At 54.1% G+C, this 14214-nt stretch carries 12 protein-coding genes; all 12 read right to left on the bottom strand.

Annotated features, from left to right (window positions below; all coding sequences use genetic code 11):
* Window positions 1-9: 9 nt before the first annotated feature.
* Window positions 10-1497 carry a glycosyl hydrolase gene (locus AC0LWT_RS25910; RefSeq protein ID WP_474684173.1) on the bottom strand — a complete coding sequence of 496 codons (1488 nt, stop codon included), beginning with the start codon at window positions 1495-1497 and terminating at the stop codon, window positions 10-12.
* Between the two features lie 127 nt (window positions 1498-1624).
* Window positions 1625-2995, bottom strand: a complete 1371-nt coding sequence (locus tag AC0LWT_RS25905) for a sugar phosphate nucleotidyltransferase (protein WP_474684172.1) — start codon at window positions 2993-2995, stop codon at window positions 1625-1627.
* Between the two features lie 42 nt (window positions 2996-3037).
* Complete coding sequence (locus AC0LWT_RS25900; protein WP_474684171.1) at window positions 3038-4366, bottom strand: UDP-glucose dehydrogenase family protein; 1329 nt, start codon at window positions 4364-4366, stop codon at window positions 3038-3040.
* 4 nt (window positions 4367-4370) lie between these two features.
* Window positions 4371-5471, bottom strand: coding sequence for a glycosyltransferase (locus AC0LWT_RS25895; RefSeq protein WP_474684170.1), 1101 nt, complete (start codon window positions 5469-5471; stop codon window positions 4371-4373).
* A 29-nt stretch (window positions 5472-5500) separates the two neighbouring features.
* Entirely contained in the window at window positions 5501-6643 is a 1143-nt protein-coding gene (locus AC0LWT_RS25890) for a glycosyltransferase family 4 protein (RefSeq protein WP_474684169.1), read from the bottom strand.
* Entirely contained in the window at window positions 6621-7880 is a 1260-nt protein-coding gene (locus tag AC0LWT_RS25885) for a glycosyltransferase family 4 protein (protein ID WP_474684168.1), read from the bottom strand. The genes AC0LWT_RS25890 and AC0LWT_RS25885 overlap by 23 nt, the downstream gene beginning before the upstream one ends.
* The gene (locus AC0LWT_RS25880; protein WP_474684167.1) at window positions 7867-8709 is read right to left on the bottom strand and encodes a glycosyltransferase family 2 protein; all 843 of its coding nucleotides are present in this window, start codon (window positions 8707-8709) and stop codon (window positions 7867-7869) included. Before AC0LWT_RS25880 ends, AC0LWT_RS25885 begins: the two co-directional genes overlap by 14 nt.
* 16 nt (window positions 8710-8725) lie before the next feature.
* A complete protein-coding gene (locus AC0LWT_RS25875; protein WP_474684166.1) occupies window positions 8726-10114 on the bottom strand; it encodes a lipopolysaccharide biosynthesis protein in 1389 nt (462 codons plus the stop codon).
* Entirely contained in the window at window positions 10077-11561 is a 1485-nt protein-coding gene (locus AC0LWT_RS25870; RefSeq protein ID WP_474684165.1) for an O-antigen ligase family protein, read from the bottom strand. Before AC0LWT_RS25870 ends, AC0LWT_RS25875 begins: the two co-directional genes overlap by 38 nt.
* Window positions 11558-12079 (bottom strand): VanZ family protein, encoded by a 522-nt coding sequence (locus AC0LWT_RS25865; protein WP_474684164.1) that lies wholly within the window; start codon window positions 12077-12079, stop codon window positions 11558-11560. Before AC0LWT_RS25865 ends, AC0LWT_RS25870 begins: the two co-directional genes overlap by 4 nt.
* Before the next feature lie 21 nt (window positions 12080-12100).
* Window positions 12101-12877: a WecB/TagA/CpsF family glycosyltransferase gene (locus AC0LWT_RS25860; RefSeq protein ID WP_474684163.1), complete on the bottom strand. Its 777-nt coding sequence runs from the start codon at window positions 12875-12877 to the stop codon at window positions 12101-12103.
* Complete coding sequence (locus tag AC0LWT_RS25855) at window positions 12874-14214, bottom strand: O-antigen ligase family protein (protein ID WP_474684162.1); 1341 nt, start codon at window positions 14212-14214, stop codon at window positions 12874-12876. Before AC0LWT_RS25855 ends, AC0LWT_RS25860 begins: the two co-directional genes overlap by 4 nt.

The raw sequence follows: 14214 nt of genomic DNA, 5'->3' as shown, positions 1-14214 counted from the left end.
GCGAATTCATCAAGGGAGGAAGAGGACGCCTTCGGGAATGATTTCTTTCGCTTGGGAGGAACTGGCCCACATGAGCTTGGCCGCAGCCCCTTCCGTATGATCATAATATTCCACTTTAATATCCACAAGCTGCCCGGCGGTTAGCGCTATCTTTCCCGTTCGTTCCACCCAGCTCTGATTGTTCCAACTGTCTATCACCAAAGTCCCGTCGATCCACACCCGGATTCCGTCGTCGCTGACCGTGGAAATCGTATAGGTCTCCGAATATTTCGGCTTCAGCTTGCCCGTCCACCTGACGGAAAATTTATCGGCACGAACGGACGGCACCGGAGCGGACTTATGCCAGTTAAAGTCGATTTTGGGGTCTGTTCGCACCTCTTTGAGCAAGGTCAAGTTTTTATCGTCGAAATATTCGGCCCGCAGACCGTGCATGGCAGCCGGCGGCCTGTCGGCCATTTGAAAATAAGAAGGCACGGCGCCCCTCGACAGCGATTTCGAATTTTTGTAAAAAGATTGCAGCCCCTGATAGGAATTGTTATCCGTCAGCATTTTGCCCCAAATCATCATGTACGCCCATTTGGGCTGCTTTTCAAGAACTGCGTGATCCGGCACTTCGCCGTTTTCCCCGATTGCCACCGGTTTGCCGTCCGCCAGATCGACGATGTCGTCGTAATAGTCCTGCCGGTAATCGTTGTCGTAGATATCGACGGCCAGCACATCGACCTTGTCGGCGCCCGGATACGTCAGCCGGTAAGGATCGGCATAAGCGTTGGGCGCGTTCGGACTCCACACCCAGAGCAGGTTGTCCAGCTTGTGCACATTGACGAACCGGTCATACATGGTATCCCAAAGGGCGGGGTAATTATTTTTTTTGCCCCACCAGAACCAGCCACCGTTCATCTCATGGTACGGGCGCCACAATACGGGGACCCCGGCATCCTTCAGCTTTTGCAGGTACACCGCCACATCGTCGAGATCGGCAATCAGCTTATCGTATTCCGGCGTTCCCGGAGTGACGTACCGGTCGAAATCGGACTGGCTCATTTCCGTCGATACGTTGGACCAGCAGCGGCATTTGCCGGGAATGCTCTGATGATAAGTTAAGGTTACGAGACCTCCGGCTTCATGCCAATCGATCGCGCTCTTCACGACATTCAGCCTTTGCGAAGCAACCGCCGTCTTGGATTGGTTCATAATCGCGCCGAACTCGTAACCGTGGATTCCGGCGTACGCTCCCGTCAATTTTTGCGATTTATCGTTTAATTCGTCCGGACTTTCCAGGTAATCGTGCTGGCCGCCTATAATATTTTTGCCCGAAATGTCATATAAAATCTGCAAAACGGCCTTCGCCTCCGCCGAGGCAGACGGATTCACAGGGACAGACGAAGCAGAAGCAATGTTCGGATAAAAAGGAAGTTGGGGCAAAATCAGCGCGAATAAAAGCAGGATCGCCGCCTTTCCTTTTACACCACCCTTTCTGCCTTGAAACACCCGCATAACGCGCCCTCCATTGGATGATTTTAAGATGCCATTGCTATGCCCATCGGATTACCAAATAAACAACCGCCTTCCAGTCCCATGAAAAAGAGAGCAAAAAGGGGTTGTTTATTTCACAATCCAAACCTCATATAAACTGATGAAGCTTGATATCTTTCCATTCCATGCAAATTCGCACAATGTCCTCCTCAATCAGCTGCGATCCGGTTTGGACCTCGATCAGTTCCAGATCGGTTATCGCCAATATGCTGTGCTTGGTCCCTTCCGGAATCCGTACGACATCGCCGGGCTTCACTTGATACGGCTTGTCGTTGATGACGATATCGGCTATGCCGCTGACGATCGTCCATACCTCGCTTCTTTTGTAATGAAGCTGGTAGCTGATGTTTTTGCCGGCGCGGACGAGAATGCGTTTGGTGAGCACTTCGCTGCCCTCCGCGTATTTGACATAGTCGATGACGCGATAGCGCCCCCATCTCCGCTCTTCATACATCGGACGCTGCTGGATCGCATTCATCACTTCCTTGATTCGCGGGCTTTCCGCCTTCGAAGTGACCAGAATGCCGTCCGGGCTGGCAGCAACGACGACATCGTTCATGCCGATCACCGTAACCGGAATATCCAGTTCGTTGATCAAATGCGTGTTCACGGAGTCTTCCGTCACAATGCCCGTGCCGATCTGGGAACGGTTCATTTCCTCCGTCAGCGTGTTCCACGTGCCAAGGTCTTTCCAGAAGCCGTCGTACGGAAGGACGACCACATTCTCTTCCTTCTCCACCACTTCGTAGTCGAAGCTGATTTTCGGAAGCTCCTTGTATTTTTTAAGCATTTCTTCGTACTGGATCGGAAGTCCTTTTTCCGCCAGCACTTGTATTAAATAATCGAGGCGGAATCCGAACACGCCGCAGTTCCACAGAGCGTTCCGGCGGATCAAAGCTTCCGCTTGCGCGCGGTCCGGCTTCTCCCGGAAATGGCTGACCCGAAGCGCCTCCGCATAATCCGGGTGCGGGTCCGCAGGGACGATATAGCCGTACTTCTCTGACGGGACGCTCGGTACGACGCCGATCAGCGCCAGGTTCGCATCCGTTTCCCGAAGCACCTGCTCCAACTCCTTGATCTTCTCGAAGAAAGCTTCGTCCACGTAGGGATCGACCGGCAGAACGGCGACGACCGTATCCAGCGGCATGTCGGCCATCGAATACATATAAGTTGCGGCGAGCGCGATGGCGGCGAAAGTATCCCTTCTTTCCGGCTCTACGATCAGAGGAACCTCGCCGCCAAGCTGGCTGGCGATCATTTCAACCTGGGAACGGTTCGTTGCCAAATAAGCGGAAGTTCCCAGACCGGCGTCATTCAACTGTCTCCACACCCGCTGCACCATCGATTCGATCTCCTGATTCGGGCTGTCGAGCACCTTTAAAAACTGCTTGGATCTGGAATCGTTGGAGAGCGGCCACAGCCGCTTGCCCGACCCGCCGGATAAAAGAACCAGTTTCATGCTAATCACACTCCCTCTTATTATTGGACGAACTTAAACTTGTCAAACGTAGGCCCGCGGACGGAAGTGCGGGGTCATATCCGGTCTTCCCACCGAATAGTAATTCAAGCCGGTTCCCTCGATCTGTTCTTTGGAAAATACATTTCTGCCGTCGATCATAATCGGCTGCTTCATCAGGAAGGTCAGCTGGTGCAGCGAAACTTCCTTGAATTCCTGCCAATCGGTGAGCAGGCATAAAGCGTCGACGCCTCCGGCAGCCTCCAGCGCCAGACTGCACCATTGAATCGCAGGGTGGTCCAGCTGTTCCCTGAATTTATCCATGGCGGCGGGATCGTACAGCTTCACTTTCGCGCCCCGGCGGATCAACGTCTCGACGATTTCGAGCGCCGGCGCATCGCGGATATCGTCCGTGTTCGGCTTGAAGGACAAGCCCCAAATCCCGACGACCGTGTTGTACAGCTGTCCGAGCGATTCCTCCAGCCTCGTAATGACTTTGTAGCGCTGCGCTTTATTCACTTCCACGACCGATTTCAACAGCTGGAATTCGTAGTTGACATTGCCCGCGATCTGGATCAAAGCTTTCGTATCTTTGGGAAAGCAGGACCCGCCGTATCCGATCCCAGCATTCAGGAACGAGGGGCCGATCCGCGAATCCTTGCCCATTCCGAGGGCTACCTGCGTAACATCGGCGTCGACCTTTTCGCAAATGTTGGATATTTCGTTGATGAACGATATTTTTGTCGCCAGGAACGCATTGGAGGCATATTTGATCATCTCGGCGCTGCGGATATCCGTGACGAAGATTTGATCCGTAAAACGGCTGTGCAGCTCCACCATCGTCTGCTCCAGCTCCTTATTGTCCAAACCGATGACAATCCGGTCCGGGTGAAGCGTGTCCTGAATCGCCGACCCTTCCCGCAAAAACTCCGGCACGGAGACGACATCGAACGGTTCGGCGGTATGTTCCGCCAAAATGCGGTAAATTCTCTCGTTCGTTCCGACCGGAACGGTGCTTTTGGTCACGACGATCTTGTGGCCGTTCATCGCCCTGGCAATTTCTCCGGCTGCCGCCTCGATGTATTGCAGATCGGCCTCGCCGTTAGGCAGCGAAGGCGTGCCGACCGCGATGATGACGAGCTCGGACTGCTGCACTGCCTCCCGCAAATCGGTTGAAAACTGCAGCCTGCCGGCTTGCATATTGCGTTCTATGAACGCTTCGATCCCAGGCTCGTAGATGGGTGAAACCGCATTTTGCAGCATGGCGATTTTGCCGGGGTCCTGATCGACACAAATGACGTGATTGCCTGTCTCCGCAAAGCACACACCCGAAACTAATCCGACATAGCCGGTTCCGATTACCGCTAATTTCATACCATCACCGTTCCTCTCTGAATTTGTCATAGGCTTTGATCATATAGTTTTTAAGCTTTTCCATGAACGTCTTCTCGTCGAACTTTTGCGCGTGCTTCACGATCTGCGGCACGTTCCAGGCATGATTCTCCACCTCGCCGATGGCGGCAAGCAAATCGTCGACCTCCTGCCGGCGGAAAAAGACGCCGTTCACCTTCGGTACAATCGTATCGAGCGCGCCGCCCGCCTGATAAGCGATAACCGGCCTGCCGGCGGCATTGGCTTCGAGCGGCGTGATGCCGAAATCCTCTTCGCCCGGGAAAATCAGCGCCCGGCACTGCGCCATCAATTCCGTCACAGTAGCGTCCCCCAGCCTTCCGAGAAAGCGGACGTTGCTTTTCGCCATTTGCTTCAGACGCTCGAGATCGGGCCCTTCCCCGACGATGTACAGGGGCAGTCCGTTGCGGTTGAACGCCTCCACGGCCAGGTCGATCCGCTTATAGGATACGAGCCTGGAGACGATCAAATAGTAATCCCCGATCGCCTCGGAGCTGCGGAAGCGCGATGTGTTGATCGGCGGAAAAATAACGTCGGAATCCCGGTGATAATAATTTTGAATCCTGTTTTTGACGACCGACGAATTGGCGATAAACTGGTTGACGTTCTTCGACGTTTTCCGGTCCCACTGCTTAAGCTGGTTCATATAAATTTTCAAAAGCCGTTTCGTAATGCCGGAGTTGGATTGTCGTTCTATGTAAGTATCGTAATCCCATGCAAACCGCATCGGCGTATGGCAGTAACAGAGGTGAAACGTTTCTTTCGGAACTTGAATGCTCTTCATGAATGCGCTGCTGGAACTGAGCACGATGTCAAAATCACGAAAATCAAAATCCCGGATCGCAAATGGGTACAGGGGAAGCATCCCTTTGAAGTTATCCTTCCCTCCCGGCATCTTTTGCAGCCACGACGCCCGTATATCCGCTTCCTTCAACGTGCCGATCAGCCGGTTGCTGCTGAACATCGTCGTGAATATAGGCGCCTGCGGAAACATATGGTGAAAGACCTCGACGACTCTTTCGGCTCCGCCCATTTGAATCAAATAATCATGCGCGATTGCTATTCTCATTTGATCCACCCCTTTTTCCGAGGTTACTTTCAAGGGTTGGCAATCAACCCTTCATAGTACCTGGTGATCTGTGTAACGGTTCGTTCGATGACAAAATGCTCTTGCACGCGTTTTCTCCCTTTTTCCCCCATGCTCTGCCTCTCTACGGGATGCTCCAGCAAATGCCGGATCGACATCGCCAGCAGAGCGGGATCTTTGGGAGTGATAAGCAGTCCCGTTTCGTTATGGACGACGGTTTCGGTCGGCCCTCCCTCATTGGATGCGATCACCGGCAGACCGGCGGCCATTCCTTCTACGATGACCTGCCCGAAAGGCTCGGGCGTGATCGACGTATGTACGAGAAGATCGGCCTGCTGCATCAGCCCCTGAATATCATCGACATGTCCAAGCAGCGTTACGTTATCCAGCTTGTTCTCCCGGATTTGATCCATCAGCCCTTGCTTGTAAGCTTCCTCGCCGAACAGCGCATCGCCGGCCAGCCAGAATCGGACATGGGCTTCAGGCAAAAAGGATTTGGCCGCTTCCAGCAAAATATGCTGGCCTTTCCATTCGGCCAGACGGCCGACCAGCAGCACCGTGAACGTCTTCCTCGGCTTGATGACGAGAGCCGCCTGACTAACGACTTTGGCGAAGGAAGAATAGACGACCAGCGTTTTTTTGGATTTCGGCAGCTGCAATGCCGCAAGCGTTGAGTTGGAATTGGCGATGACGCCGTTAGGCAGCACCCGCGACAGAAAGCGGATCACCTGGGCGACGGCCGGCTTCAAATACGGTGCGCCGATATGGTCGCGAATGTGCCAGATCAGCGGGATGCCCGCCATTTTGGCGGCAACGGCGCCGTAAAACGCCGATTTCAACGAATTCGTGTGGACGCAAACGACTTGCTCTTCCCGCAAAATCCGGGCCAGTCTTCTTCCGTAAACGAACAGTTGGAACGCTGCGGATACGACCTGCAGGTTGACGGCGTTGCGGTTGCGGTTGCGGACTTTATCGTCCAGGGAAATGACCCTGACGTCGATGCCCTTTTCCCGCAGCCTGTCGGCCAGCACGCCCTCTTCCGCTAAAATGACCAGCGGGTCCACTCTGCTGCCCAGATGGGTCAAAATATTGTAAAGGGCGACTTCGCCTCCGCTCCATCTGGCCGTATGATCAATGTAGGCTACTCTCAACATCCGTATCCGTCCCTCCTCTCCTGACACGCAGGCCCCCGGCGTCGCGGTCCTTGACCATGAACGCCTGGATTTTGCGGCCCATGGCCTGCTCGAACACGGCTTCCACCTGTGTCGTCACCAGATCCCACGTATAATGGTCCAGGACGTGATTCCGGCATTGCTCCGACGAAGGCCACTGTTCGCGGTGATTCAGCATATGAATGAGGCCCGCCGCCATATCGCCGCTATTCGCGCTCTTGAACAGCATCGCCGGATTGAATTTGCTCAATATTTCCCGGCTGCCGCCAATCGGCGTAGCCATGACCGGGACCCCGGAAGCCATCGCTTCCACCGTGATCAGTCCGAAGCCTTCCAGCGACTGGGTCGGCACGACGAACAGATCAGCCGCCTGATACACGCCCGCCAGCTCGCCGTCGGGGATATAGCCCAGCAGCCGCACGCGGTCTTGAAGCCCGTATTCGGCGATGCGGCTCTCCAGCTCGCCCTTCAGCGGGCCGCGCCCGCCTATCAGCAGCACGACGTCCTGAGCTTGCCCGGCGACTTCTTTCCAGGCTGCGAGCAGTTGCAGCAGCCCCATGCGGTTGACCAGCCGGCGCACGGTCAGCACCGCCGTTTGATGCGGCGCCAGCCCCAGCCGCATGCGCACCGCCGTCCGGTCCGCGGACGGCTGGAATCGCACAGTGTCGGCCGCACCGGCGACGATGTGGATTTTGTCCAGCGGTACCTGGTAATGATTGTGCAAAATATCGCGGAACGTTTCGCTTAACACGATGAACGCGTCCGCATGCTTGTAAGCTTTCATCTCAATCGATTTGGCGATCCATCTTTTGAGCCGCTCCCTCATCCCGCCCCCTTCCACTTTGATTTCTTCGCTCCAAGGGCCGTGAAACGCCATGACGACCGGAATGTTCCGCTTCTTCGCTTCCATGGCTACGCCTAGGCCGTAAGGGGCGAAATGCGTATAGACAAGGTCGAACTTCTGCTCTTCCATCTGCCGGGCCGCATACTCGCCGAAAACAATTCTCCGCCTCCTGAGGCTGAGCTTCGGATCGGCGATGTTCTCGACGAACAGTCCCGGCTTCACCACAGGCTCTTCCTGGCTGCAGACCAGCGCTTGCACCACGTGGCGTTCCGAAAGCCGCTCGGTAATGTTCTGGAAGTAAGTATTCAACCCCCCGGGCTGTGCCGACGGCCAGCCCATTCCGGTAGACAAAATGCGCAAGCTATTGGATGGCATAAGCTTTCCCCTCCTTCTTTTTTAACGGCTCTTCTTCATGCCGGAGCTTCACTTGTTTGCGCTCCTGGAGCCTTTCGTAATGCTTCAGACAGACGAGAAATTCGTACAAGCTCCAGAAGACGGCTACGGCCAGGCCCGGTATGCCTTTGCGGTACAAGCCCTGGAACACGTATTTTTGCACGAAACGCAGGGGTGGACGGTACAGCATCCGCAGCAGTCTGAACGATTTGCCCGCCGCCATCACGCCTTCCGCTTCCAGATCGGTATATTTGTTAAAGCGCCTGACGTGATCGCTGACGCTTCTAAAACCGTAGTGCCACAAAGTTCCCGGCAAATGCGTGACCTGCCTTTCCGCTACATCCGGAGCTTCATGAACCAGAATATCTTTGAACTCCACGTGTTTGCGGTTGTACAGGCGCACCAGGCGCTCGCCTTTGCCCATCCACCGACCCAAAAAGTCGCCGATCCTGAACACGGCGTAGGCCCGTTCGCCGTCGGACAAGTCCTGCTTTCTCTCTAATATCGCCTTGGCCAACGTTTCGCTGACGACCTCATCGGTATCGATCGCGAAAATCCAGTCGTACGATGCGCATTCGCTTCCGTAAATCCGCTGCTTGGCATATCCGGGCCAAGGATTCGTGTATACCTTGCACCCCAATTGCTCCGAGACGCGTACGGTTCCGTCCTTGCTCCCCCCGTCCACCACGACGATCTCATCGGCAAAAGCTTTACAGGAAGCAATCGCATCGGCAATCCGCTGTTCGTCATCCTGTGCAATTATGACTGCAGAAATGCGGTACTTTCCTGCGGAATTACTATGGTCAAGCATCGGTTTCCCCCCTCCATCATTCCGTTGATTTGGCAGATTTTTTGGCGGTGTACGCCGATAGCTGCGATATCAACCATCTCACATCTTCCCTTGTAATCAGCAAGTTGGGAATTTTCATTTTTAAAGTAAAGCGCACGTTGATCAAAATAAACAGAAACCGCAGCACGACGGACGACAGCATCGCGAGTCCTGCGCCGGTCAGCCCGAACTTCGGAACGAGCAGTGTCAGCATCGGAATGACGAGCAGCAGCCCAAGGCCCTGCAAAATGGTGACGATCTTCGGTTTCCCAAGCGCCATAAAGGCTTGGGCCAGCACCATCGTTCCGCCGGAGATGGACACCTCCAGCAGCAGCAGCCGGAATACCCCTAGCGCTTCTCTGAATTCAGATCCGTACAACAGCGTTAATACGAACGGTGCGACCAGCATGATGACCAGTGAGGCCAGCACAGCGATGCAGGTGCTTATGCGGTAGACGCGGAACGTCAGCGCGATCACCTCTTCTTTTTCCAGGCCGGACGCTTTGGGAAACAGAACGACGATAATGGAAGTGGAGAACACGTTCACGATCCGCGAGAGGCTGACGGCTACTGCATAAAGCCCTAATTCCGCCGGGTTCAACAGCCCCACGATGACGATCTGATCGATATAATAAGAGACATTGCCCATCAAATCGTTGCCGTAAGAGCCAAGCCCGTACGTGATTAACTGCTTGAAGGAGCGGAGCGTATCCTCCAGTACAACTCGATAAATCCCGACTAACCGCAAAGTCGTGTATATATAGAAGGGTATCGCTGGAGCCAAATAAGCGACTGCCGACGTATGGGCGCTCATCGTTCCGGTCAAAATCAGAACGCTCAAGCACACCAGCGTGCTGAGCGGAACGAGGAACCGCATCCGGTTATACAGCTTGTATTCGCCCCTCACCTGCATCATCGCGTTGTTGATCTGCGAGAATACGATCAAGGGCACAAGGAGCATCGTCCATTGCGAGAACAGCACTACGCTGTGGGAGTAGGATTTCAGCCAGTAGGGCAGAGCCGCCACGCCGAACGCCATGGCGATCGCACCGCCTGCGAGTCCCATCCACAAGGCCGTCGTATAAAGCTTCGCAGCATCCTTTATGTTCTTTTTGATGTTGTAAATCAAGGCCGAAGGAATGCCGAACGTGAAGCTGAAAGCGAGAAATTGCGACCACAGCACCATGGCCGTCTGCTCGCCCCGTCCGGACGGACCGAGGAAGCGAGCGGTCAAAATTCCCGTAAGCATATTGATGACCAGTATAAAAATGCTGAAGAACATCGTTCTGACCGTATTGGCCATATTGCTTTTGCTGGACAATAACGTTTTGACCAACCCGAAGAGCGGTCTAATGCGGACTACTTTTAAATTCACCGGCTGCTCCATCCGGGTTTTGCCTCCTTTTTTGGGTGATGGTTCTGTGCGCCATGATCCCGATGCCGACCATTTTCCACAACAGAAAACCCCTCAAGCCCGTATAGCCGTTCTCGAAAATCAAGCTCACCATACTTCCGATCAAAGCGGCAACTCCCATTCTTCGATAAGACAACAACCCGGTATTCCCCTCTTGGCGGGCAATGAGCATTTTAATGATCAGCCCCAGACCCCAGAAAAACACTGCGCCGCCCAACACGCCGAAGGTCAGAAAGACGGCGACGAACCCGTTATCGAATACCCCGTATTCGCCAAGCGCACCATCGTTGTTCAGCTTCGTCCCGACGCCGATGCTGCCGAGACCCATGCCCTGCGGTTTGCCGAAAATGACCGGGAACACGGTGTTGAAAAAGCTCAGCCGCTCCTGATACGAATGATCGCCCTGAATGTCGGTCATCGTGTTCATCCTGGCGACAAGACCCTCTGCGCCCGGAAGCTTGGGGATGATAAAATACAAAGCTGCGGCGACCAGCGTCATTTGCGTCAGCAGTTTCCATTTTTGCTTGCCCGACGAGATCATCGTATAAGCGAAAATGTCGATAAACAGCATCACCCATGCCGAGCGGACGAGCGTGATGAGCAAGCCCACGGCGACCAGCAGGACGCCTGCCCAGCCGAGCGGTCCCCGCCATTTTTTCTCCAAAATCATCGGCGCCAGCGCAGCCCCCATGAACATGCCGGCCGGGCCCGGGGAATTCAGGCTGGAGAATACGCGTATTTCCAGCGGATACGGCTTGCCGATCGAGTTCATTTCCACATGATTCATCCAGAATGCGTCCCACGGAGGTACGATCAAATACTGTATGATCCCGTACACCGCGACCAGAATAGCAACGTTGGAAAAGGTGATGAGCAGCCCGTCCAAGTCTTTGTTATCGAAGGAAGCAAGGGCAAAATACGGAATGAGCAGCATTGGAATGAGATAGTTGGCCAAATCGTAAAACGTTCCCGTCCCGTTCTTCGTAATGCCGACCAAAGTTCCGTAAATCAGAGCCAGCGACAGGAAAAGAATGATTTTTTTGATCGGCGCATCCAGCTTGTGCATATTGGCGAGAACCGGAATAATCAGCACGGCGCTTGTCAAAAGCGGCGCCAGACTTAACATGGAAACCGAATGATAGGAGCCTTCCAGCCAATCCTCAATCCGCCGAATCTCGGGACATATCGCCCAAATGAACAAAATGTAGGGCACAATCCGGCGCGATTCCAGCAAAGCCATAATAAAAGCCGGGAATAGAATGACGCACAGGATCGTGATCTGAATGCTGACATTGAAGCTCAATTTGGCGCTTGCATAGCCGATAACCAGAGCCATGAACAAAGCGGAGCACGCCCATAAGCTTGCCGTTACCGCCGGATTCGTGAAGGGAATGACAGTCATGCTTCTTAACGTTCTCATACACCCTCCGTCATGCGAGATTCGCTGTGTCTGCGCTTCTTCCATGCTGCAAGCGCCATGTACGTCAACATGCCGGCTGCCGCGCCTGCCGTATCGAGAATGACATCCTGCGGCCTGGATCCCCGGTTGACGGCAAACAATTGATGAATCTCATCCGTTACGGCATATCCGGCCGCAATCAGAATCGTAACAAGCACGGCATAAGCGACACTCAGCCTGGTCGCATAGCGAAGCGCTTTAAGCAAGCATAGGCTGAGCAGGAAGTATTCCGTGAAATGGGCCAGCTTGCGGAGTATAAACTCCATCACGCCCCCCGGCCCGTCTTTGCGGCCATCGACCGTCAAGGTGCCGTATTGAAACTTGACATCGGACAAATAAGGACTCAGAGCAGTCTGTTCCACTGCGCGCGTCAGCTGCTTCTTGATCGATTGCTGCTCGTAGGATTGGGAAGAAAGCATGAAGATAACGCCCATCACAATGATGGCAGGCCCCCACACGGCGGTGAAGCTCCTAGTCATACCGGCCGGAAAATCCTCTGTTCATTCCGTTTCCCCCCGTTTCAGCTTGAATTGCTTAATGAATTCCATCCATACCAGCACGATAAACATCGAGTCGTCCACCAAATAACGCTTCCACAGCCTTTTCGGCTCCTGCACAAGTCTCCAGAACCATTCGAAGCCGATTTTTTGCATCACGCTAGGAGCCCGTTGGACCGAGCCGGAAATAAAGTCGAAGGTCGCTCCGACGCCGATGGAAACCGGCACCCGGTATTTCAGATAATGCTTGTAGATCCATTTCTCCTGCTTTGGCGCTCCGACGCCGACGAAAACGATATCCGGTTTGGCATCGATCAGCATCTGGACAATATGGCGGTTCTCCTCATCTTTATGCTCGAAACCGTAGGACGGCGAGTAGCATCCGACAATATTGATGCCCGGGAACAGCGATTTCAGGTTTTTCATCGCCCGCTCCGGCACCCCGTTTGCCGATCCGAGGAAGAACAGGCGGTACTGCCGGTGTTCAAAAGCTTTGCCCAGCTTCTCGAACAAGTCGGAACCCGACACCTTCTGCTTCAGCGGCTTTCTCAGCACCCTGGACGCCCATACAATCGGCATTCCGTCTGCGACGATGGCCCCTGCGTTCGAGTACACCTTCTGAAATTCGGCATCCTTTCTGAGCTTGATTAAATGATCCACATTGCAGGTTAAAATGTAAGAATGGTTGTTCCGGCGAATCACGTCATCAATGAATCCGAGCAGATCCATAAAATCGTAATTGTCAAAATTGACATCGAACATATTGACTCTACTACTCATGGGATCACATCTTCTTTGTTCGGAGTTGTCTTGGACAATACGTACAGGCAATTCAAATACCAGCAGAATGGAATGATGAACTGAACGGTAGAGAGCGTATTGTCGGAAAAAGAGTAGAGGAAAAATCCCCATATAAACGCCAAATAATACACTTTGATCGGGGGCGCCAAAGCCCGGTAAATCAAAATAAATACGATGATCAGCGAAAGAAACAGCAGCCCGCTGCCCATGTAGCCGGCGTCGTAGTAAAAGCGGATGTATTCGTTGTGCGGGACGACGAAACCTTTGTATAAGCTGCCGTCGTTCGCCACGGTAACCGCGCCGAGCCCTCTGCCCGCCAGCGGGTTATCTTTGACCCCGTTCAGGAAAAACGCCCAGGCTTCGGTTCTGCCGGACAAATCGATTCCCGAAGAAGTCTCACGCTCGAAGGAGCGCTTCGTCATATTGTCCCACTGCACGTATAATGCCGCTCCGATCAGCGCTAAGGAACAGGCGAGCGGGATGATCAAGATCACTTTTCCTTTGATATATTGTTTGACCATATCGAAAAAGTAATAGGCGATCATCGCCAGCATAGCCAGAATCGGACCCCGCGTTCCCGTCGCGATCAATACGGCGAAGTTGGCGGCGAGCGTAAAATAGAAAAATTTCGCCTTCCGCGGATTCCGCTTCGTCTCGATCAACGCGATCGTCATCCCGAGAAAAGCGAGCATCGCCAAATGAGGCGCGATATTCGCCCCTTGCACCCGCACGGCCCCGGTGAACTCGACGTCCAGGAAAGAGTACAGGTGCGTGAGCTGGAGCAGCAGCCCCGCCGCAACGCTGACGAGCGGAAGCAGGCAGATGAGCTGAATATGCCGTGCCGCCATCTCCCGGCTCCACTCTATCAGCAGGAAGACGAAGGGCAGCGCCAATCCGATATAGGCTTTGAGCGTCAGCGAAGCCGTCAGCCTCGGATGCCATTCGGAAAAGAAAAAGGTGATGAACAGCATCGCCGTGAGCGCCGCAATCGGATAAATGAACTTTAGCCGGATGCCGGTGCGCAGCATGCACGGGACGAGCAGCGCCAAAATGCCGAGCTTATACAGCGAAATGATTTCAATCCCGAGCACATTCGTATCGATAATGTAGTTGATGGATATGGCGGTTGACAGCAGCACCGGATAGCTGACGGTTTCCGGTCTGTGCAGAGTGACCGCCAGCAGGAGTAAGAGGGCGGCTCCACCGACGCCAAGTGCCGGCTGGTACACCGCTGCGGCTCCCGTAAGCAGCGCAGTGAATAAATAGGCGGCCGCATAGGTTACCGGCTTTTTGATGTTCAAATGGAGCCCCGTCAT

The organism is Paenibacillus sp. sgz302164 (assembly GCF_056120505.1).
The sequence above is the reverse complement of the archived record's forward strand: the minus strand, read 5'-3'. Positions and strand labels throughout refer to the sequence as shown.